Source organism: Hominiventricola sp. (assembly GCF_057604405.1).
Genome location: NZ_DBLYVB010000001.1, coordinates 219259 through 239974 on the forward strand (window position 1 = coordinate 219259; position 20716 = coordinate 239974).

18 protein-coding genes are annotated in these 20716 nt (G+C 45.8%); 3 read left to right on the forward strand and 15 right to left on the reverse strand.

Going from position 1 to position 20716, the window contains the following annotated elements; all coding sequences use genetic code 11:
- Positions 1–39: 39 nt before the first annotated feature.
- The 8 genes from ftsY to nagE form a co-directional block, all read right to left on the reverse strand.
- Positions 40–978, reverse strand: coding sequence for a signal recognition particle-docking protein FtsY (gene ftsY / locus ACZMB2_RS01030; protein WP_487595108.1), 939 nt, complete (start codon positions 976–978; stop codon positions 40–42).
- 12 nt (positions 979–990) lie between these two features.
- Positions 991–4551 carry a chromosome segregation protein SMC gene (gene smc, locus ACZMB2_RS01035; RefSeq protein ID WP_487595109.1) on the reverse strand — a complete coding sequence of 1187 codons (3561 nt, stop codon included), beginning with the start codon at positions 4549–4551 and terminating at the stop codon, positions 991–993.
- Entirely contained in the window at positions 4542–5237 is a 696-nt protein-coding gene (rnc, locus tag ACZMB2_RS01040; protein ID WP_487595110.1) for a ribonuclease III, read from the reverse strand. Before rnc ends, smc begins: the two co-directional genes overlap by 10 nt.
- 64 nt (positions 5238–5301) lie before the next feature.
- On the reverse strand, positions 5302–5532 hold the full coding sequence (gene acpP / locus ACZMB2_RS01045) for an acyl carrier protein (RefSeq protein ID WP_487595293.1): 231 nt from the start codon (positions 5530–5532) through the stop codon (positions 5302–5304).
- Between the two features lie 15 nt (positions 5533–5547).
- Positions 5548–6561: a phosphate acyltransferase PlsX gene (gene plsX, locus ACZMB2_RS01050; RefSeq protein WP_487595111.1), complete on the reverse strand. Its 1014-nt coding sequence runs from the start codon at positions 6559–6561 to the stop codon at positions 5548–5550.
- Between the two features lie 139 nt (positions 6562–6700).
- Complete coding sequence (locus ACZMB2_RS01055; protein WP_487595112.1) at positions 6701–7186, reverse strand: PTS sugar transporter subunit IIA; 486 nt, start codon at positions 7184–7186, stop codon at positions 6701–6703.
- 101 nt (positions 7187–7287) lie between these two features.
- A complete protein-coding gene (locus ACZMB2_RS01060; RefSeq protein WP_487595113.1) occupies positions 7288–8460 on the reverse strand; it encodes a PTS transporter subunit EIIC in 1173 nt (390 codons plus the stop codon).
- 143 nt (positions 8461–8603) lie between these two features.
- A complete protein-coding gene (gene nagE, locus ACZMB2_RS01065) occupies positions 8604–10055 on the reverse strand; it encodes an N-acetylglucosamine-specific PTS transporter subunit IIBC (RefSeq protein WP_522731573.1) in 1452 nt (483 codons plus the stop codon).
- A gap of 277 nt (positions 10056–10332) precedes the next feature.
- Here nagE and ACZMB2_RS01070 point away from each other — a divergent pair, with 277 nt between their 5' ends.
- Together ACZMB2_RS01070 and ACZMB2_RS01075 are read left to right on the forward strand one after the other, a co-directional pair.
- Positions 10333–11421: a sensor histidine kinase gene (locus ACZMB2_RS01070; protein WP_487595114.1), complete on the forward strand. Its 1089-nt coding sequence runs from the start codon at positions 10333–10335 to the stop codon at positions 11419–11421.
- Positions 11396–12976: an AraC family transcriptional regulator gene (locus ACZMB2_RS01075; RefSeq protein ID WP_487595115.1), complete on the forward strand. Its 1581-nt coding sequence runs from the start codon at positions 11396–11398 to the stop codon at positions 12974–12976. Before ACZMB2_RS01070 ends, ACZMB2_RS01075 begins: the two co-directional genes overlap by 26 nt.
- A 136-nt stretch (positions 12977–13112) precedes the next feature.
- Here ACZMB2_RS01075 and rpmF read toward each other — a convergent pair whose 3' ends face one another.
- From rpmF to ACZMB2_RS01110, 7 genes are all read right to left on the reverse strand, one after another.
- Positions 13113–13292: a 50S ribosomal protein L32 gene (gene rpmF, locus ACZMB2_RS01080; protein WP_021953116.1), complete on the reverse strand. Its 180-nt coding sequence runs from the start codon at positions 13290–13292 to the stop codon at positions 13113–13115.
- 130 nt (positions 13293–13422) lie between these two features.
- Positions 13423–14619 carry an acetate/propionate family kinase gene (locus ACZMB2_RS01085; protein ID WP_487595116.1) on the reverse strand — a complete coding sequence of 399 codons (1197 nt, stop codon included), beginning with the start codon at positions 14617–14619 and terminating at the stop codon, positions 13423–13425.
- Positions 14620–14663: 44 nt separating this feature from the next.
- On the reverse strand, positions 14664–15230 hold the full coding sequence (gene pduL / locus ACZMB2_RS01090) for a phosphate propanoyltransferase (protein WP_487595117.1): 567 nt from the start codon (positions 15228–15230) through the stop codon (positions 14664–14666).
- A 70-nt stretch (positions 15231–15300) separates the two neighbouring features.
- Complete coding sequence (locus ACZMB2_RS01095; protein ID WP_487595118.1) at positions 15301–16356, reverse strand: lactonase family protein; 1056 nt, start codon at positions 16354–16356, stop codon at positions 15301–15303.
- A gap of 106 nt (positions 16357–16462) precedes the next feature.
- The gene (gene hemL, locus ACZMB2_RS01100) at positions 16463–17740 is read right to left on the reverse strand and encodes a glutamate-1-semialdehyde 2,1-aminomutase (protein WP_487595119.1); all 1278 of its coding nucleotides are present in this window, start codon (positions 17738–17740) and stop codon (positions 16463–16465) included.
- Positions 17740–18723 (reverse strand): porphobilinogen synthase, encoded by a 984-nt coding sequence (gene hemB / locus ACZMB2_RS01105; protein ID WP_487595120.1) that lies wholly within the window; start codon positions 18721–18723, stop codon positions 17740–17742. Before hemB ends, hemL begins: the two co-directional genes overlap by 1 nt.
- A complete protein-coding gene (locus tag ACZMB2_RS01110; RefSeq protein ID WP_487595121.1) occupies positions 18674–19177 on the reverse strand; it encodes a precorrin-2 dehydrogenase/sirohydrochlorin ferrochelatase family protein in 504 nt (167 codons plus the stop codon). Before ACZMB2_RS01110 ends, hemB begins: the two co-directional genes overlap by 50 nt.
- Before the next feature lie 127 nt (positions 19178–19304).
- On the opposite strand from ACZMB2_RS01110, the gene ACZMB2_RS01115 reads away from it, so the two are divergent.
- Positions 19305–20714, forward strand: a complete 1410-nt coding sequence (locus tag ACZMB2_RS01115) for a spore germination protein (RefSeq protein ID WP_487595122.1) — start codon at positions 19305–19307, stop codon at positions 20712–20714.
- Positions 20715–20716 lie beyond the last annotated feature (2 nt).

Consider the following 20716-nt stretch of genomic DNA (forward strand, 5'->3'; position numbering starts at 1 on the left):
CCTGTTGTAAAATGTGTGTTGTGTTTGCGAAAATATATATTAGTCTTCGGTCTCGGTCAGGAACAGTGCATTTACAAATGTGTCTGCATCAAATTTCTGTAAATCATCAATATGTTCTCCGACACCGATGTACTTCACGGGAATATTGAGTTCGGACTGAATTGCCACTGCAATTCCGCCCTTGGCGGTTCCATCCAGTTTCGTCAGGATGATTCCGGTCAGGTCAGCCACCTCGCCGAACTGTCTTGCCTGCTCCAGTGCATTCTGTCCGGTGGTTCCGTCCAGAACAACCAGAGTCTCACGGTAAGCATCCGGGAACTCCCTCTCAATAATGCGGTTGATCTTCTTCAGCTCCTCCATCAGGTTCTTCTTATTATGAAGACGGCCTGCAGTATCAATGAGCAGAACGTCTGCTCTTCTTGCCTTTGCTGCACATACGGCGTCATAGACAACAGATGCCGGATCTGCCCCTTCGCTGCCGCCGATGATCTCCACGCCTGCGCGGTTCGCCCACTCGGTGAGCTGCTCGCCTGCTGCCGCACGGAACGTATCTGCTGCCGCCAGAATAACCTTTCTTCCCTGATCTTTCAGCTTTCCTGCCAGTTTTCCAACGGAAGTAGTCTTACCAACTCCGTTGACACCAATCACCAGCACAACGGAAGTCCGATGTTCAAACTCATAGGCAGTCTCACCTACCTGCATCTGTTCTTTAATGCTGTTGATCAGAAGTTCCTTGCATTCCTGCGGGTTTTTAATGTGCTGCTCTTTTACTTTCTGTTTCAGATTGGCAATAATTGCGGTAGTCGCATTGATGCCGATATCACCCATGACAAGAATCTCTTCGATCTCGTCATAAAAATCATCGTCAATATCCGAAAATCCGCTGAAAATAGCGTCCATGCCGGACACAATGTTATTTCTGGTCTTTGTCAGACCCTCTGCCAGACGTCTGAAAAAACCTTTTCTCTCCTCTGCCATAACATTTTCCTCCTATTTATCCAGATCATTTTCAATCAGATTGACCGATACCAGAGTGGATACACCCTTCTCCTGCATGGTGATACCATACAGCCGGTCTGCCGCATTCATCGTACCACGTCTGTGGGTAATAACAATAAACTGCGTATCTTTGGTAAGCTTATGTAAATATTTTGCAAAGCGATCAACGTTGGAATCGTCCAGTGCTGCCTCGATCTCGTCCAGAAGACAGAAAGGAGACGGCTTTAAGTTCTGTATGGCGAACAAAAGCGCAATGGCAGTCAGTGCCTTCTCTCCACCGGACAGCTGCATCATGTTCTGCAGTTTCTTTCCAGGCGGCTGGGAAATAATCCGGATACCGGTCTCCAGCACATCATCCTCGTCGATCAGCTCCAGTGTACCTTTTCCTCCGCCGAACAATTCTTTGAACGCCTTGTCAAACTCTGTCTGTATCAGTACAAACTGCTCTTTGAACTGCCGTTTCATACCTTCGTCCAGCTCGTGAATGACTTGTTTCAATGCCTCCTCTGCTTCCTGCAGGTCAGTTCTCTGACCATTCATGAAGGTATAACGTTCGGAAATCTCTTTGTAATCATCAATGGCATTCACATTGACATTTCCAAGGCCTTTGATCTCCTCTTTCACCTGTCCGCAGTTCTTCTTCAGATCCGCAAGATTGTTATATTCCTCATTTCTGAATGGAAGCGCTGCATTATAGGTCAGTTCATATTCTGACCACATATGGTTCATGAGGCTCTCAGAATTCTCATCGAGCTTCTCTTTCTGACTGTCAATACGGAACAATTCTTTATCCAGCTCGTTCATACGAGTGGATAATTCTTCTCTCTTTCCAAAGAAAGATTTGTGGGAAGCTGACTGTTCTTCCTTCTGCTTCTGCAGCTCTGCCGTCTTTTCTTCCAGTCCGGTTACTTTTGCTTTCAGAGCTTCCATCTCCTGCTTCAAAGCTCCAATGCCTGCTTCCCGGCTTCTGGTATCCTCTTCTGCCTGTTCTCTATTCTCAGTCAGCTGACGCTCTTCTTCCCTCAGTCGGCGAAGTTCGCTGTCCACGCGATTCAGATTAGAAGCCGTAAACTCTGCTTTCTGCCGGATGGAAGCCGTATTCAGATGGATCTCTTCCAATTCTCTTGCTGCTGTTGTCTCCTGCTCCCGGTCTTCGTCCAGACGTTTCTGGTAAGTCTCCACCGCAAACGTATGCGCCTTCTCCATCGCCTCAGAATCTTTCAGTTCTGTCTGATTCTGTTTCTTTAACTCTGCAATCTCCTTCGTCTGATGAAGCAGATCCTCTTCTTCTTTCTGTAATGCAGCTAGTCCGCTTCCAGCTGCTTCTTTTTGTGCCTGCAGCTGTTCTGCATTCAGGCGGGCGGTATTCTCCCGCACCTTAATCTCCTGCAATGCTGCCGCACACTGGTCAAGCTGTGAATAGCAGCTGCTTCTCTCATTCTGGAATTCCACCAGCTTTGTTCTGACTGCTTCCAGTGTTTTTTTCGACTGTTCGACTTTCTCCCGCAGTTCGTCAATCTCACGATTTCTGCTCAAGAGGCTGCTGCTGTTACGGAAGGAACCTCCAGTCATGGAACCTCCTGGATTTAAGGATTCTCCTTCCAGTGTTACAATTCGCAGCATATGATGATATTTTCTCTGCAGGGCAATCGCATGATCAATCTGATCCACCACCAGCGTCCTGCCAAGAAGCTGCGCCATAATATTCCGGTATCTGGCATCGGTCTGCACCAGCGTGTGGGCAAGACCAATCACGCCCGGCTCTTTTAATGCCTGTAGATTTTTAAATTCCTGCACATTTCTAACTGCGGTCAGCGGTAAAAATGTCACCCGGCCAAAACGGTTCTGTTTCAGATACTGGATCAGGCGTTTTGCTGTCTCCTCATCCTCTGTAACTACATTCTGAATACTTCCGCCAAGTGCAGTCTCAATAGCAGTTTCATAGGTTTTTTCCGTCTGAATCAGGTCTGCGACCACGCCGCAGATGCCCTGCTCCTTACTTTTCTGCTCCATGACTTTACGGATACTTCCACCATAACCGTCATAGCGCTCCGCCAGATTCTGTAAGGATTCCAGCCTGGATGCTTCTCTATGATAAGCGGTCTGTCCATCTTCCAGACGTTTCCGGCTGATGGTAATCTGCTGCTGCAATGCCTCAATCCGCTTTTCCAGCTCCTGGCGCTCTGTATCCTTTTTCTTAAGTTCCTGCCGGACATCTGACAGTTCCTGCTGACGTGCCTGCAGCAGTTCATCCTGTCCCATCTCCTCACTCTTCATCTGAATGAGTTTCTGGTTTACTTCTGCCTTCCGGATCTGGATCTGTTCCGTCATGGCGTCATATCTCTGTAATTTTCCCTTAATGGACGCGCGGTTATTCAGAAGAGCCATAATCTCGTTCTTGCTGTTCTCCATGTTGGTCTGATTGTCCGAAATCCGCTGCTGAATGGATGCCAGGCGGGATTCTGCCTCTTCCTGCACCTTCTGTGCCTGTGCCAGCTGTACGTCCAGATCCTGCTTTTCTTCCAGGATCTTTCCACGCTCTTCCTGACGGGTCTCAATCTCCTGCCCGATGCTCTCCATGCGCTCCTGATAATGCTTCGTGCTCAGGCGTGCAGAACGGACCTGTTCTTCCAGAACGGCAATCTGTCCCTTCATCTGCTGCTTTTCTACGCGGGTCTGGGAGGCTTCTTCCTTCGCGCTGTCAATCTTACGCTCAACCGCTTCCAGCTCCTGCTCAATACGCTCATATTCCAACTTTGTATTTTCAAAAGCCCCACGGGTCTCATCGAGATCTTCCTGAGCAATTTTTCTGGCCTCTTCCAGTTTCTGAAGACCGGCCTTTGTCTGCTCCATCTCCATAAGGAAAATCTGAACCTCATATTCTTTCAGAGTTTCCCGTTTTTTCAGATATTCCTTTGCTTTCTCTGACTGGCGCTCCAAGGGGCCTAACTGTTTTTCCAGCTCGGAGAGAATGTCATTGACACGAAGAAGGTTCTGTTTTTCATCTTCCAGCTTTTTCTCCGCGGTCTTCTTGCGCTTCTTGAATTTTACAATACCGGTAGCCTCATCAAAAAGCTCTCTGGCTTCTTCTGGTTTGGTACTCAAAATACGGTCAATCTGGCCCTGTCCGATAATGGAATAGCCCTCTTTACCGATACCGGTATCGTAGAACATTTCCTGAATGTCCTTCAGTCTGCAGACCGTTCCATTCAAAAGATATTCACTCTCACCGGAACGATATAACCGTCTGGTAACCGTCACCTCTTCATAGGCAACTGCCAGCTTGTGGTCGGAATTATCCATGGTAATGGCAACCGATGCAAAACTCAAAGGTTTGCGGTTCTCGGTTCCGGAGAAAATGACGTCCTGCATGGTACCGCCACGGAGCTGCTTCACACGCTGCTCACCCAATACCCAGCGGACCGCATCGGCGACATTACTTTTTCCTGAACCATTTGGGCCCACGATTCCGGTAATTCCGTTATGAAATTCAAATACGATCTTGTTCGCGAAGGATTTGAATCCCTGCACCTCTATACTCTTTAAATACATATGTCCTTTCCTGTCAGGGCATGATAAGCAGCTTCCTGTTCCGCCGCTTTTTTCGTGCGTCCGCAGCCGCGTCCAATCACCTTCTCGCCCAGCCTTGCCTCTACAATAAACTCTTTCAGATGATCCGGTCCTTCTTCTCCGACCAGCTCATAATGCAGGGGTTCTCCATGATGCGCCTGCACGCGCTCCTGTAAAATGGTCTTGCTATCAAAAAAGAGCTTCTTATGCTCCAGATCATTCAGCACGAATTTTGTGATAAACTCTTTTGCGCTAGTAAAACCACCATCCAGGTGAATAGCTCCGATCAGTGCTTCAAATGCATCCGATGTGATAGACGCACGCAGTCTGCCGCCACTCTGCTCTTCTCCTTTTCCCAGAAGAATATAATCTCCCAGCGGAATACTCTTTGCACAAAATGCCAGACTCTGCTCACATACGATACTCGCTCTGGTCTTAGTTGCATCGCCCTCCGGCATCTCCGGATAATTTTCAAATAAGTACTCACTGGTGGTCAGCTCCAGCACCGCATCTCCTAAAAATTCCAGGCGTTCATTGCTGTTCAGTCTGCCCATGTGATGTTCATTGGCATAGGAACTGTGTCTCATGGAATGCTCCAAAAGCTCTTTGTCATGAAAAGTATATCCAATTTTTTCTTCCAGTTCTTCTAAATGTTTTCTGATATCCATCTCTTTCCGTCTCCGGTCTTATAATGTAAAAAAGCCCCTTACATGAAAGGGGCTTTTCGTTTGTCTAGTTTATTGCATTTTTAATCTGCTCAACAGCATCCCCGACTGATACGATCTTCTCAGCGTCCTCGTTTGAAATCTCAATATCAAATTCCTCTTCGATGCCCATAATAATCTGAAATACATCCAGGGAATCTGCCCCAAGATCATCCACAAAAGTGGTCTCCATTGTAATCTCATCCGCATCCACATTTAATACTTCTGCAATGATTTCCCGTAATTTGTCAAATTCCATGATCTTCATTCCTTCCTAGTTTTCTTCCGCCTGGATTCCGGCCTTAATCTTATCGTTCATCCCCTGCTTCGTAAACGTCACACACTGGATGATGGAATTTCGCACTTCCACTGCTTTAGAACTTCCATGGGTCTTTACAACCAGACCTTTCAGTCCCAGCATCGGTGCGCCTCCGTACTGACTGGTGTCGAAACGCTTTAATGTCTCCTTCAGCGCCGGTTTTACAAGAAGTGCACCGATCTTACTGCGCAGAGTTGACAACATTCCTTTCTTCACCATGGAAATCAGCGTTGCGCCAACTCCCTCATAGAGTTTCAGGATAATATTCCCGGCAAATGCCTCGCATACAATAACATCCGCATATCCCGACGGAATGTCGCGGGCCTCGATACTTCCTATAAAATTAATATCCTTACACTCCTTCAAAAGTGGGAACGTCTCTTTTACAAGTGCGTTGCCTTTTTCTTCCTCAGCACCGATATTCACAATCGCTACTCTCGGATTCCGAATGCCCATTACATTCTCCATATAGATGGAACCCATCTTCGCGAACTGCACCAGATGGGAAGGTCTTGCATCTACATTGGCTCCGCAGTCAATTAACAGGGAAGCTCCCTTCTCGGTAGGCAACAGCGGTGCAAGAGGCGGTCTTTCCACTCCCTTGATTCTTCCCACAATCAGCTGGCCACCAACCAGAACGGCTCCGGTACTTCCGGCTCCTACAAAAGCATCTGCTTCTCCGTTCTTCACCAGTTTCATGGCAACCACAATGGATGAATCCTTCTTACTGCGGATCGCCTGTACCGGCGGTTCTGCCATCTCAATCACTTCCGAGGCATTCACAACCTCCAGTCTTGACTCATCATAGGAATATTTCTGAAGCTCCGCGCGTACCGTCTGCTCCTGTCCTACCAGAATCACCTTCAGGTCTTTCCGAATTTCAAGCGCTTCTACGGCACCTTTCACGATTTCCAGCGGCGCATTGTCTCCGCCCATAGCATCGACTGCCACTCTTACAAGCTCCTGCATGCTCTCTCCTCCTTATCGTCTATATCATAATACGAAAACCCCTTCATGAAGTCAATACTTTCACTGCAAAAAAAAGGAAAACCCACAGGGCAGCCATGCGCCTTATGGATTTTCCCATAACCATCTTTGTTTTCAGTTTTTACCAGGTCGCGATAATCGTTTCTCCTGCTTTTGCAGCAATTCCGGTCTGATAGTTTATGCCTGCTGTCTGCTCTCCATCCATGACAATCTGCATGACTTCCATACAATATCCTTTATCTTCCATAGCTTTCCGGTCAAAGTGAATCAGCTGATCCCCTTTCCTCACTTTATCGCCATTCTTTACAAAAATCTCAAAGCCTTCGCCGTTGAGTTGCACCGTATCCACACCAATATGAATCAGCACTTCCACGCCACTTTGCAATTCCAGACCAATTGCATGATTGCTTCCGTCCATGGTTGCTGTAATGGTTCCGTCATCCGGAGCCACAATGAGCTCTCCTTCCGGATGAATCACCACTCCACCGCCAAGGGCACAGGATGAAAACACAGGATCTGTAGCCTCGTTCATCGGGACAACCTGTCCATCTGCCACTGCTGCCATCTCGCGCTTCGGTGCACTTTTTTTCTTAAAAAACTGAAACATCTTTCTTCCTCCTGACTCGTTATCGTCAAACTTCTCCCTTAGTACTTATCCTCTCCAGTATAGCAAAGCCTTACTACCGCGTCTATTCATTATTTCCGGTATTATATGGAAGATTTTGTCTTCTCCGGTTCTTCCCTTCCCGGCGTATGCAGCCGGAACTTCTTGATACAGAACCGGAACAACACATAATAAAGAATTCCGCTGAAAATTCCTACCGGCCATAGAAGCCATGGATTTTCTGTCATAGGTGCATTCAGGCACAGGAGATAATCCAGAAGACCTGCGCTGAAGTTAAATCCAATCCGAAGCGGAAGCTCTGCACAAATAAATCCAATCAGTCCTGTAAGAAATGCATGAATCAAAAACAATCCCGGAGCCAGAAACATAAATGAAAATTCCAGCGGTTCTGTTACACCTGTCACTACCGAACAAATAGATGCCGTCAAAAGGAGTCCCCCTGCCATCTTCTTCTGTTCTGGCAGTGCCGTATGGTACATAGCCAGTGCCGCACCCGGCAGTCCGAAAATCATAACCGGAAAAAATCCTGTCATGTACATTCCCGTCTGCCCATAGATTCCTGTTCCATCCCAAAACCGTTTCAAATCAGAAATACCGGCCATGTCAAACCATAAAACAGAATTCAATGCATGATGAAATCCAGTAGGGATTAAAAGCCGGTTCAAAAATGCATAAATCCCCACTCCCAATGATCCGGTCTCCACCAGCGATTCTCCCAGATAGACACAGATTTCGTACAGCTGCGGCCAGATAAACATCAGCAAAATAGAAACCACAGATGCATAAAAAGAAGCTGCCAGCACTGCAGCTCTTCTTCCGCCGAAAGCCGCAAAGGGTCCAGGGAAATGGCAAAAACGATATTTATTGATACAGGATGCTCCGATAAGACCACATAAAATTCCCACCAGCTGATTATCAATATGGGCAAAAGCAGAAAGATCCGTTTGATTTCCTGTTAACACACGAATATTCTCCGCAGTCAGCACCTGCTGAATGACCAGCCAGCTGACCACACCAGCAAGAGCAGCAGTTCCATCCTGTTCATCTGCCATTCCCACCGCTACCCCCAGTGTGAACAGAAGGCTCATATGATCAATAAGAATTGAGCCTGCCTTTACCAGAATCTGCGAAATCAGATAGCTGTCTCCGTGTCCAACCGGATCCATCCAGAACCCAATTCCCATTAAAAGACCTGCCACCGGAAGGCAGGCTACTGGCAGCATCAGAGACTTTCCCAGACGATATGCATATTTCATAACCGGTATTCCCCCTGTTTTCTTTACTGAAAACCTTTATTTTTTTATCATACCAAATCTGGTAAAAGCTGTCAAACAAAGAGAAGGCCCCGGTTTCCCGGAGCCCACCTTTGGATATATGTGTTTTAGGATAGTGGATATAATTACATCAGCTTCTTAAACTCATCAGCCACGAACTGTACCTTCGGTCCAATGATAACCTGAACAGAAGTTTTGCTCGGACGGATAACTCCGCTGATTCCTGCAGATTTGATCTTCTTCTCATCTACTGCAGTGTAGTCTTTGATCTCCAGACGAAGTCTGGTGATGCAGTTGTCAACGCTTGTTACGTTGTCTTTTCCGCCAAGACCTTCAAGAATGATTGCTGCCATGCTGGTGAAATCATCATTTGCAAGTTCGATCTTGGTCTCATCCTCTTCATCATCCTCACGGCCCGGAGTCTTAAGATTCCAGGTAGTGATTGCGAAGCGGAATACTACGTAGAATACGATAGCTGCTGCAATACCGATCGGGATGATCAGCCATGTCTTAGCATGTGCCGGCAGAGATGCACTGAATACCAGGTCGGTAAGTCCTGCGGAGAAGGAGAAACCTGCTCTGAAGCCAAGTGCTACAGTAACTGCTGCAAATACTCCGTAAAGGATTGCATATACAAGATACAGTGCCGGAGCAAGGAACATAAATGCGAACTCGAACGGCTCAGTAACACCACAGATGAATGCACAGATCGCTGCTGCCCCCATCAGGGAAGCTGCTGCTTTTTTCTTCTCCGGTTTTGCACAATGGATAATTGCCATTGCTGCTGCCGGAAGACCGAACATCATACTCGGGAAGAATCCAGCCATGTACATACCTGCGCTTCCGCCTGCTCCATTGAGAAGCTCACCTGCCCAGTAAGAACCAAGGTCATTGATTCCTGCTGCGTCAAACCAGAATACAGAGTTCAGTGCATGATGCAGACCAAACGGAATCAGAAGACGGTTCAGGAAAGAATAAATACCTACACCAACAACTCCAAGACCAACGATTTTCTCACCTGCAAATACCAGTGCAGTGTAAACGATCGGCCATACGAAGAACAGAATAGCTGCTACGATAATGGAAACAACTGCCGTTACAATAGCAACACAACGTTTGCCAGAGAAGAAGGACAGTGCATCCGGAAGTCTGGTTCCTTTGAATTTGTTGTAGCAGGCAGAACCAATCAGACCTGCAAGAATACCGATGAACTGATTGCTGATTTTAGCAAATGCTGCATTCGCCTCAGCTCCGGTCAGAGTAGCTACAACACCGCTGGACAGAAGATTGGTGATCATCAACCAGGATACCAGACCTGCCAGACCTGCTGTACCATCATTGTCATCTGCCATACCTACTGCTACGCCGATAGCGAACAGCCAGGACATATTATCGATCAGTGCTCCACCTGCTTTTACCAGGAAGAACCCAATGATCTGAGCTGCGCCGCTGATGTCACCGCCCTGCATGGTGCTCGGACAGAGTGCATAACCAATTCCCATCAGAATACCACATACCGGAAGGCATGCAACTGGAAGCATCAGGGATTTTCCAAGTTTCTGTAAATATTTCATCATATCTACATTTTCCTCCTTTTTTTGAACTCTCGTTCCTAAGTTGATTTTATTATATAAAAATCAGCCGAAAGTGTATAGTTACGATCTTCTCCTTCCTATGGACTATTTTCGATTCTTAAATATCTATAAATTTTTAAAAATTTCTATAAAAGCTTTCTATATGGATGATTTTATTCTTCCTATGGATTATTTTCCTGTTTTCAGTTAAAATGTACAAAACAGGTGAAAATAATCTATACTGGACTTATCTATATCGATTGATACGAAAGGATTTCCCATGAACTACGATGAACCTTATGAAGAGCAGGCTTATCAGACTCTCCGTAATTTTGCGCTGGTTGGTCTGCGAAGTTTGAAAATACGAAACAGGCTGGTTATTTCCTATTTTATATCCACCGTTCTTCCTCTGGTATTTGTCTATCTTTATTCCTATTTTTATGGAAGCACGGCCCTGACCGGACAGCTTCTGGTTCTCTCTATTTTAATTGCAGGCATTGCCCTGACCATGACCACCTACACTTATATGAGTATTGCAAGTCCTATCAACCATATGAGCGAAACCTGCCAGCATATCTCCGATGGTGATCTGGATGCCCGTATTCAGGATCATGGAAATGACGAGCTCTCCTTTCTGTCCGACAATATTGACGGAATGGTAACAGAGATTCAGCTTCTGTTGGAACAGCAGCACGAAAGTGAAGTACGAAAAAGAGATCTGGAATTGAAAATGCTTCAGTATCAGATTAATCCCCATTTTCTGTTCAACACCCTGAACACCCTCTGCCTGGTGGCACAGATGAACCAGGACAAAGTAGTTGCCGAGGGAATTCGTTCTTTAAGTGAACTTTTAAAAAATACGCTGATCAATGATCACGAATTTATTCCTATTCATGAAGAAATTGCTAATCTGAAACATTACTTTTCCATTCAGGCCATTCGTTATGCTGGCAGTTTCCATGTCAATTATGAGATTCCTGAAGAGCTGGAACGCTACATGCTGCCAAAACTGATCTTACAGCCTCTGGCTGAGAACTCCGTTCTGCACGGTTCCTATAACGACGGCACCATCATGGAAATCACCATCCGCTGCATCCGGGATGGAGCGGATCTGCTTCTGGAAGTACAGGATTACGGAAAGGGATTTGATATGAACGATAAGGCTGCTGTACCAAAAGGTTTGGGCGGCATCGGAAGCCGAAATGTCAATGACCGCATTCACTTATATTTTTCAGACAATTATGGGCTTTCTGTAAAAAGTGCTCCCGGAGAAGGAACGCTCTGTCAGATCCGGATCCCTGCCATTGATTCTGAATCAGCGAAACACACGGAGGAAAAAACGAATGTATCAGGTACTGATCGTCGATGACGAACCTATTGTAAAAATTGCCCTGCGCTCCATGATTGACTGGGAATCCCTGGGATTTCATATCTGTGCCACCGCTTCCAACGGTGAAGAGGCACTGGAAATGGCAGAACGTTTCCACCCTGATCTGATGATCTGTGACCTGAAAATGCCTGTCATGGATGGAATTGATCTGATTAAAGCCGCTAAAGACAAAAAGATGGATTGTGAATTTCTTGTCATCAGTAACTATGAAGACTTTAATTATGTAAGAACTGCACTGGTACTGGGAGCTTCTGATTATATATTGAAAGTCAGCATCAGCCCGGAAGAACTAACTTCCCAGCTTCAAAAAGTCAAAACCAAGCTGGAAGATAAACAGGCAAAAAAAGAACCGGAAGACAGTGTGGAAACTTCTCTTCTTCACCAGGAACGGCACGCTGCCTGGCGGGAGTTTTTCACTCACAAAAGCTATCCACTGGAAAATCTCCTTTCCATCACCGGAATCGATGTCTCTGGGCTGGGAACTCTCGCTCTGTGCGAAATTTCCTTTGACTGGTACGTTCAGCAATTAGAAACATTGCCTGACACTGCACTCATCCGCAATACTTTAAAAAATGCCCTGGAGCACTATGACCGAAGACGGATTATCTTCTTCAGTCCCAGTAATACATTGATTGTCATACCACAGGCAGAATTGGATCAGCATCAAAATACCATTGCCAGTCTGTCTGCACGCATTGAACAGCTATTCCGATACTATATGCCTGTCTCTCCGGCTATTCTTTATCAGGATGGTCTCTCCGACCTTCAGGAAGCCCGGAAAGCCTATCACCATTTTCAGGATCTGTTGGATCTTACCTTTTATGGTGCCCTGGGACAGATTCATGCCGAAGAATATCAGCTCACCACAACAGTGCCTGACATTTCCTATAAGGAACTCGTTTCCGAACTTCTGGAACACACAGAAGAAGCATATCCTGATTATGCTTCTGAACGAATCCATAGACTGCTCGAGACATGCCGTCTGCAAAATGTCATGCCATCCCGGCTGATTCAGTATTTCGTGCAGTTTCTCAGCGAACTGGAATACCAGCTGACAGATGTGAGCGCTGCCTCCCATGATATGATTGCAGAAAGTTTTGAATATATTCGAAACGCTGATACGATGGAAGAACTGGAACGACACTTGCAAAATGTTCTAAAGACCGTTTTTACTGCCGATACAGACAAGCCAAATGCTGCTGACCAATACAGTGCAGAAGTCCTACAGTCTCTCTCCTATATTCAGGACAATTATGGAAAGAAGATCAGTCTGGCTTCCGTAGCTGATCATGTAGGATTGAGTTCCGGCTATCTCTGCCGGATCTTTAAGGACGAGACTGGCGTCAGCATTAACTCCTATATCAATAATCTCCGCATGACCCGCGCAGGCGAGCTTCTGGCCGATAAGAACAGTTATATCAAGGAAGTGGCGATCTCTGTGGGATTTGAAGACCAGCTGTATTTCAGCCGGTTGTTTAAACGATATTACGGAATAACGCCATCAGAGTATCGGGCAGGGAAAGCAGGAAATTAAATTTTGAAAAACGACGAAGGATGCATCAGACGGTGCATCCTTTTTTGAGTCAGAAAATGGATCAAAAATGGAATAAATGCACAAAAAAACAAGGATTCCATCTCTGAAATCCTTGTTCTCTTAAGCTTATTCTTGATTAATCAACAGAAACGATCTCTTTCTTGTTGTAAGATCCACAAGCCTTGCATACTCTATGCGGCATCATAAGAGCACCACATTTGCTGCATTTTACCAAGTTCGGAGCACTCATTTTCCAGTTTGCTCTTCTCTTATCTCTTCTTCCTTTGGAAGATTTATTCTTAGGACAAATAGACACAGGTTACACCTCCTCTATGCTTTCTCGATTCATTTTATCGTTCGTCGAACCTGCACAGGAGGTCCGTCTCACTCACACTTTATCAATTATACATAGCTGTATTCAGAATGTCAAGTGCTTTTTTGAAAACTTATTTTGTAAGTCTCAGGGTCTCTCTTGCAATAGCCAGCTCCTCGTTAGTCGGAATCAGCATTACTTTTACTTTGGAATCTGCTGCAGAGATAACTCTTCTCTCACCGCGAACATCATTTGCCTCGTCGTCAATCTTAACACCAAGATATCCAAGATACTCACATACAGCTTTTCTTGTCTTCTTGTCGTTCTCTCCAACACCAGCGGTAAATGCAATCGCATCAACACCGTTCATAGCTGCGGTATAAGCACCGATGTATTTTGCAACACGATATACGAATGCCTGCAGAGCAACGTCAGCCAGATGATTGCCTTCTTCTTTCGCTTTCTCAATATCACGGAAGTCGCTGGAAATGCCACCGCTCATTCCAAGAATACCGGATTTTTTATTCAGGATATTCAGCATCTCGTTGATATCGATGCCCTCTTTGTTGCAGATGAACTGGCAGACAGCCGGATCAATGTCACCACTTCTGGTACCCATGATCAGACCTTCCAGAGGGGTAAGACCCATACTGGTATCTACACATTTTCCACCGATGGAAGCAGAAATGCTGGCACCATTTCCAAGATGGCAAACGATTACTTTTGCATTCTCCGGATCCAGGTTACCGAATTTGATCGCCTCACCAGACACAAACATATGGCTGGTTCCGTGGAAGCCGTAACGACGGATGCTGTATTTCTCATAATACTCATGGGGAATTGCATACAGATATGCTTTTTCCGGCATAGCCATACCAAATGCGGTATCCCATACAGCTACATTTGCTTTGCCCGGCATAACTGCCTCGCAAGCTTCGATTCCCATCAGGTTTGCCGGATTGTGCAGCGGTCCAAGATCGAAACACTCACGGATTACTTTCTTAACATCCTCATTTACAACGATGGACTCGCAATATTTGGTTCCTGCATGCAGTACACGATGTCCTACAGCTGCGATCTCATCAGTGCTCTTAACAACGCCGTGCTCCGCATCCTGCAGAGCGTCCAGAACCAGACCGATAGCAACTTTATGATCCGGCATAGCCTGCTCTACAATGTATTTATCTTTTCCCGGTACCTGATGAGTCAGTTTGGAACCTTCGATTCCAATTCTCTCGCAAAGACCTTTTGCGATTACGCTCTCATCAGTCATGTCGATCAGCTGATACTTCAGGGAAGAACTTCCGCAGTTGATAACTAAAATTTTCATGAATATGTTTCTCCTATACTAAATAATATTTCCGGGTGCGATGATTATTTTACGATTTCACCGTAAACTTCTCTGCCGCATCCTGCTGCATTGGACTCATCCGTATCAATGTGCATAGCCAGAGCGAATTTCGGGCTGACACGAACAACTACATCACCGAATACAAGGCTTCTTCCGTCGGTATCGATCTTAACAGATACAACGTCTTTGTCCTGTACGCCAAGTTTTTCAGCATCTTCCGGAGTTGCATGGATATGACGTTTTGCAGCGATAACGCCTTCTTTCAGCTCAACCTCTCCACAAGGTCCAACCAGCTTACAGGCACCACTTCCAGCGATATCACCAGACTCACGAACCGGAGCTGCGATTCCAAGGGTACGAGCGTCAGTCAGAGAGATCTCTACCTGGCTTGCGGAACGAACCGGTCCAAGAATGGAAGCGGTCATCTCTTTCTTCGGTCCAACGATGGTTACTTTCTCATTGGAAGCAAACTGTCCCGGCTGGGAAAGATCTTTTTTCTTAGTCAGCTGATAGCCTTTTCCAAAAAGAACCTCCAGATCCTCCTGAGTTACATGTACGTGACGTGCAGATGTTTCAACAATAAATTTCATAATTTATTATCCTCCTATGAATGTATGATATATAATGGTAACGCTGTCTCTGGCAGCTTTACTAACAGGATTAACCCTGGATCTCAGATACCAGGATGCAGTTCGGGGTTTCTACCTTTAATGGTTTTCCCCACATACTGAAATATTTCTTTTCATAATTGATCTTAAAAATTGTCATCGTATTCGTCTCATGATTGAGCGACATAATATGACGGTTATCCGGGAAGAAATCGGCCGCCTTCGGATAGTCTCCACTGATAGGAAGAATACAGATCTTCTCCAGCATACCAGTTTCATGATCCACTTTGAAAATACCGATACTGTTATCTCCCGCATTGGAACAGAGCACATAATTCCAGTCTCTGGAAAAACGAAGCACGCAGGCTGCACTTCCTTTTGAGTGATAATCATTTAACGTAGAAATGGTCTGTACCAGTTCAAAAATCGGTCCCCTTGGACCATCCTTGTAAGAATACACACTGATGTAATTCTTCAGTTCACAGATCAGATAGGCAAATCTTCCATCAGGGCTGAACTTGATAATACGTGGTGCGCTCTCCTGCTCACACCGAAGCATGTCCATCAGCGTAATCTTTCCTGTCTCATAATTGAACTTATAGATCTTCACCTGATCCACACCCAGATCTACTGCACACAGATATTTCTGATCCGGTGTAATGTTTACACAATTGACATGGGGGCGGAAATTCCGTTCTGCCACACTTCCAAGACCTTTATGAAAAATCTCGTCTGTCATTTCACCGATGGTTCCATCTTCATTCAGCCGCATCACCGTTACTTTTCCATCATGCCAGCCACCCACAAACAGATACTTGTCTGCCTTATCCGTCGAAAGATAGCAGCCCCGCATACCGAAAATAGATGCACTGTTCATCGGTTCCAGATCTCCATCTGGAAGAATTCGGAAAGATCTGACTCCCTCATCTGAAATCGAATATAAATATTTTCCATTATGTGACTTCTTAATATAAGAAGGATTATTAATCGGAACCACCTTGCGTTCTACTGCCCGTCCGTTCTCCACATCCAGATCGTAGATATAGATTCCTTTGCTGTTTCCATGGGTGTAGGTTCCCACATATGCCACATATTTTTTCTCTTCCACGATGGTTTTCCTCCGTTTTGCATTCCTTCGTCAAAACCACTGAAGGAGTTGCTCACATTCTCTAAAATAGTAACATACTTTAAATCTTTTGTTAAGCATTTTAGGATTATTTCTCAAAATAATTGTGCATAATATTCAACGTATGTTGAATTTCCTCATCTGTATGCGCATCGGAAATAAACATAGCCTCAAACTGAGAAGATGCAATATACACACCATTCCCAAGCATATAGCGAAAGTACTCTGCAAATTTCTTCGTGTCAGAAGTTTTTGCACTGGTATAATCCACAACCGGCTGATCCGTGAAGAACAGGCTTCCCAGCGAGCCAACATGATTTACCTGATACGGAAGCTGCAGCTCTTCGCACATCTTTTCCATACCTCCATAGAGCTTCTCGCCCAAAGCGTTCAGATGGGTATACACTTCCGGATGCTCGTTCAGATAATGCAACTGCGCCAGACCTGCTGCCATGGCTACCGGGTTGCCGCTTAAGGTTCCGGCCTGGTATACATTTCCTACCGGAGATACTACTTCCATCACTTCTTTGCGTCCGCCATATGCACCCACCGGCATACCACCGCCGATAATTTTTCCATAGGTTGTCAAATCGGACTGTATTCCGAAATATTCCTGTGCACCTGCTTTTGACAGACGGAATCCGGTAATAACCTCATCAAAAATCAGAAGAGATCCATTTTCCGTACAGAGTTTTCTCAATCCTTCCAGGAATCCTGCCTTCGGAGGAACTACGCCCATGTTAGCGCCTACCGGCTCCACAATGACTGCTGCGATCTCTTTTTCCCAGGTATTAAATAATTGTTCCACACCCTCCAGATCATTATAAACCGCCAACAGGGTATCTTCTGTTGCTCCTGACGGTACCCCTGAGCTGTCCGGCACACCTGCCGTCATAACACCGGAACCAGCCTTTACCAGCATGGCATCACTGTGTCCGTGATAGCATCCTTCAAATTTGATAATTTTATTTCTTCCTGTATATCCTCTTGCTGCACGGATCGCACTCATAACAGCCTCTGTACCAGAGTTTACCATACGAACCATCTCCATCGACGGCACCATTTCGCAGATCAGGCGTGCCATATCTACCTCTGCCTCGGTAGCTGCACCAAAGCTCAAACCTTTTTTGCATGCTTCTGCTACTTTTTCCAGCACCATCTCATTACCATGGCCAAGAATCATCGGCCCCCAGGAACCTACAAAATCAAGATAACGGTTGCCATCCACATCCGTCATATGGGATCCTTCCGCAGATGCAATAAAACGGGGTGTCATTCCTACAGAACCAAAGGCACGAACCGGAGAATTAACGCCTCCCGGCATCAAATTGACTGCTTCTTTAAATAGTGTTTCTGATCTGGTCATTATCCGATTCTCCCTTCATCCATAAAGTGGGCCACTTCTTTTGCATAATAAGACATATAAATATCCACCCCTGCACGATATGCACTGGCTGCCATCTCACAAAGAATGGCTGCTTCGTCCACATAGCCAAGTTTGGCAGCTGCTTTTACCATAGCATACTCGCCGCTGACGCTGTAGGCTGCCATTGGCACATCTGTCAGATCTTTGATCTCACGTACCATATCAAGATAAGACATGGCCGGTTTTACCATGATAATGTCCGCGCCTTCATCGATATCCAGCATAGCTTCCTTGATACCTTCTCTTCTGTTGTGATAATCCATCTGATAGCTCTTCCGATCTCCAAATGCCGGAGCACTGCCTGCCGCATCACGGAACGGACCATAGAATGCAGATGCATATTTGACTGCATAGGACATGATCGGAGTAGTTACAAATCCATTCTTATCCAATCCTTCGCGAATGGCAGAGATATGCCCATCCATCATGTCAGAAGGAGCTACCATATCAGCACCTGCCTGTACCTGTGAAACTGCAATCTGCGCCAGCTTCTCCAGAGTCAAGTCATTGTCTACATAATCTCCTTTCAAAATACCACAATGTCCGTGACTGGTGTACTCACACATACAGACATCACCAATGTAATAAAGATCCGGCACTTCCTTCTTTGCCTTCTCCAGTGCTCTCTGGATGATGCCATCACAGGCATAAGCCTGACTTCCCACTTCATCTTTGTGATTAGGAATTCCGAACAGCATCACACTTCCCACACCTGCGTCTGCCATCTCATTTAAGATCTCCGGCATCCGGTCTATGGTATAACGGAACTGACCCGGCATAGTCGGAATTTCCTCCTTTTTGTTCTCTCCCTCCATAACGAACATGGGATATACGAGAGAACTTTTATCCATTCTGGTCTCTCTCACCATTTTTCTAAGCTTTGCTGACGTCCGAAGTCTTCTCGGTCTCATCGTCAAATCCATCTTTCATAACCTCTTTTCTAATTTTATCGGTCCATGCCTTTGCCAGGTGATGATTCCCGCCTCCGGCATTGATGCCTATTACCAGATTTCCCCTGGATGCAATTCCCGGGAACTGAAAATCACAATGTTCCCGATTACTGCATACATTGACCAGAATCTGTTTCTTTCTGCATTCCTGCCAGATTGCCTCATTAACTGCCTGATCATCTGTTGCCGCCAGCACAAGAAAAGTATCTTTCGGGATCGATCCTGGTATATACCGTTCCGTCCGGTGATACAGCAGATGTTGTTCAGCCGCTCTGCGAATACGGTCCGATGCTTCTGGTGCAATAACAGTTAAAGACGGCGCAAAAGCCAGCAATGTCTCCACTCTCCGTGAGGCAATTTTGCCGGCTCCATATACGATCATCTTTTTATTAGAAACATCCACAAACAGTGGAAAATTCTTGGCCATGTCCCTCTCTCCATGATCATCTGTATTCTGTCTTATATATTCTACAACTGTTGGATTTCCTGTGTCAACTGTTCTACCATGTATTTTTCCATCATCCATCTGGCATACTATCCATGAGGTGATCAGATTGCGTACATTATCTTCTTATACCGAAAATGTTTCCGAACTCCGTCGGATTTTGAAAACAGATCTTAATTTTGATATACAAGAAAAGACCTTTCTCATCGGTGGGCGGGCTGCCAGCCTGTTCTTCATTGAAGGGATGGTAAAAGATGAAGTCCTGGAAAAACTGCTGGAATTTTTCCATGATCTCAAACCGGAACAGCTGGGAAATTCCCTGGAAGATTTCCAACTACAGGACTTTCCCTACATTGAAGCAGAAATTCTTACAGACTATTCCCCGGTACTAAAAAATCTCCTATCCGGTGTTTCCTGTCTGTTCGTATCGGGAATGCCAGGTTGTCTGGCTGTGGACTGCCGCTCCTATCCTGCACGAAACGTATCCGAGCCCCAGAAAGACCGGACCCTGCGGGGTTCCAGAGACGGTTTTGTGGAAACTCTGGTTTTTAATACTGCCCTGCTTCGGCGCCGGATCCGTTCCTCTGAACTCCGCATGGAAATGATGGAAGTAGGATGCAGCAGCCGCACGGATATTGCTCTCTGCTATATGCAGGACCGGGCTGATCTGAAATGTCTGCACCATCTGAAAGCACGCATCTCCCAGATTCAGATTGATGCTCTTTCCATGAACCAGGAAAGTCTGGCAGAGCTGCTCCTTCCGGGCCACTGGTATAATCCGTTTCCAAAGTTCCATCTTACAGAACGGCCTGATGCAGCGGCAGCTTCCATTTTAGAAGGAAATATCATTATTCTTGTGGATAATTCTCCCTCTGCCATGATTCTCCCTACTACCTTGATAGCAATCACGGAAGAAGCCAATGATTACTATTTTCCTCCCGTTACCGGTACCTACCTGCGATTATCCCGGATGCTTATTACCCTCATGTCCCTGCTGGTAACTCCGTTATTTCTATTATTCATGGAACATCCTCAATGGATTCCGGGAACTTTTTCTTTCATTGCTATTGAAGATCCTATTCACATTCCGCTGATCTGGCAATTTCTCATGTTGGAGCTGTCCATCGACGGTCTCCGGCTTGCCGCTATCCATACACCGGATGTATTAAGTACCCCTTTGTCCGTCATTGCCGGTCTATCCATCGGTGAGTTTTCCGTGGAGTCCGGCTGGTTTAACAGTGAGGTACTTCTCTACATGGCTTTTGTGACCATTGCCAATTACTCACAGATTAATATGGAACTGAACTACGCATTAAAATTTATGAGAATCCTGCTCCTGCTGCTCACCAACTGGTTTGGTCTGCCTGGTTTCATGCTTGGGCTTCTGGGCATCTTTTTCAGTCTTCTTACCTGCCGCACCTTTTCAGGAAAAGGATATCTCTATCCCTTCATTCCCTTCGACTGGAAGCTTTTAAAAAGATATCTATTCCGAATGAAGTTAAAAGAACCCGGGAACTAAAG

Coding starts and splice junctions, on each gene's coding strand:
- ftsY (WP_487595108.1), bottom strand. CDS start 978: ATGGCAGAGGAGAGAAAAGGTTTTTTCAGACGTCTGGCAGAGGGTCTG.
- smc (WP_487595109.1), bottom strand. CDS start 4,551: ATGTATTTAAAGAGTATAGAGGTGCAGGGATTCAAATCCTTCGCGAAC.
- rnc (WP_487595110.1), bottom strand. CDS start 5,237: ATGGATATCAGAAAACATTTAGAAGAACTGGAAGAAAAAATTGGATAT.
- acpP (WP_487595293.1), bottom strand. CDS start 5,532: ATGGAATTTGACAAATTACGGGAAATCATTGCAGAAGTATTAAATGTG.
- plsX (WP_487595111.1), bottom strand. CDS start 6,561: ATGCAGGAGCTTGTAAGAGTGGCAGTCGATGCTATGGGCGGAGACAAT.
- ACZMB2_RS01055 (WP_487595112.1), bottom strand. CDS start 7,186: ATGTTTCAGTTTTTTAAGAAAAAAAGTGCACCGAAGCGCGAGATGGCA.
- ACZMB2_RS01060 (WP_487595113.1), bottom strand. CDS start 8,460: ATGAAATATGCATATCGTCTGGGAAAGTCTCTGATGCTGCCAGTAGCC.
- nagE (WP_522731573.1), bottom strand. CDS start 10,055: ATGATGAAATATTTACAGAAACTTGGAAAATCCCTGATGCTTCCAGTT.
- ACZMB2_RS01070 (WP_487595114.1), top strand. CDS start 10,333: ATGAACTACGATGAACCTTATGAAGAGCAGGCTTATCAGACTCTCCGT.
- ACZMB2_RS01075 (WP_487595115.1), top strand. CDS start 11,396: ATGTATCAGGTACTGATCGTCGATGACGAACCTATTGTAAAAATTGCC.
- ACZMB2_RS01085 (WP_487595116.1), bottom strand. CDS start 14,619: ATGAAAATTTTAGTTATCAACTGCGGAAGTTCTTCCCTGAAGTATCAG.
- pduL (WP_487595117.1), bottom strand. CDS start 15,230: ATGAAATTTATTGTTGAAACATCTGCACGTCACGTACATGTAACTCAG.
- hemL (WP_487595119.1), bottom strand. CDS start 17,740: ATGACCAGATCAGAAACACTATTTAAAGAAGCAGTCAATTTGATGCCG.
- hemB (WP_487595120.1), bottom strand. CDS start 18,723: ATGGATTTGACGATGAGACCGAGAAGACTTCGGACGTCAGCAAAGCTT.
- ACZMB2_RS01110 (WP_487595121.1), bottom strand. CDS start 19,177: ATGGCCAAGAATTTTCCACTGTTTGTGGATGTTTCTAATAAAAAGATG.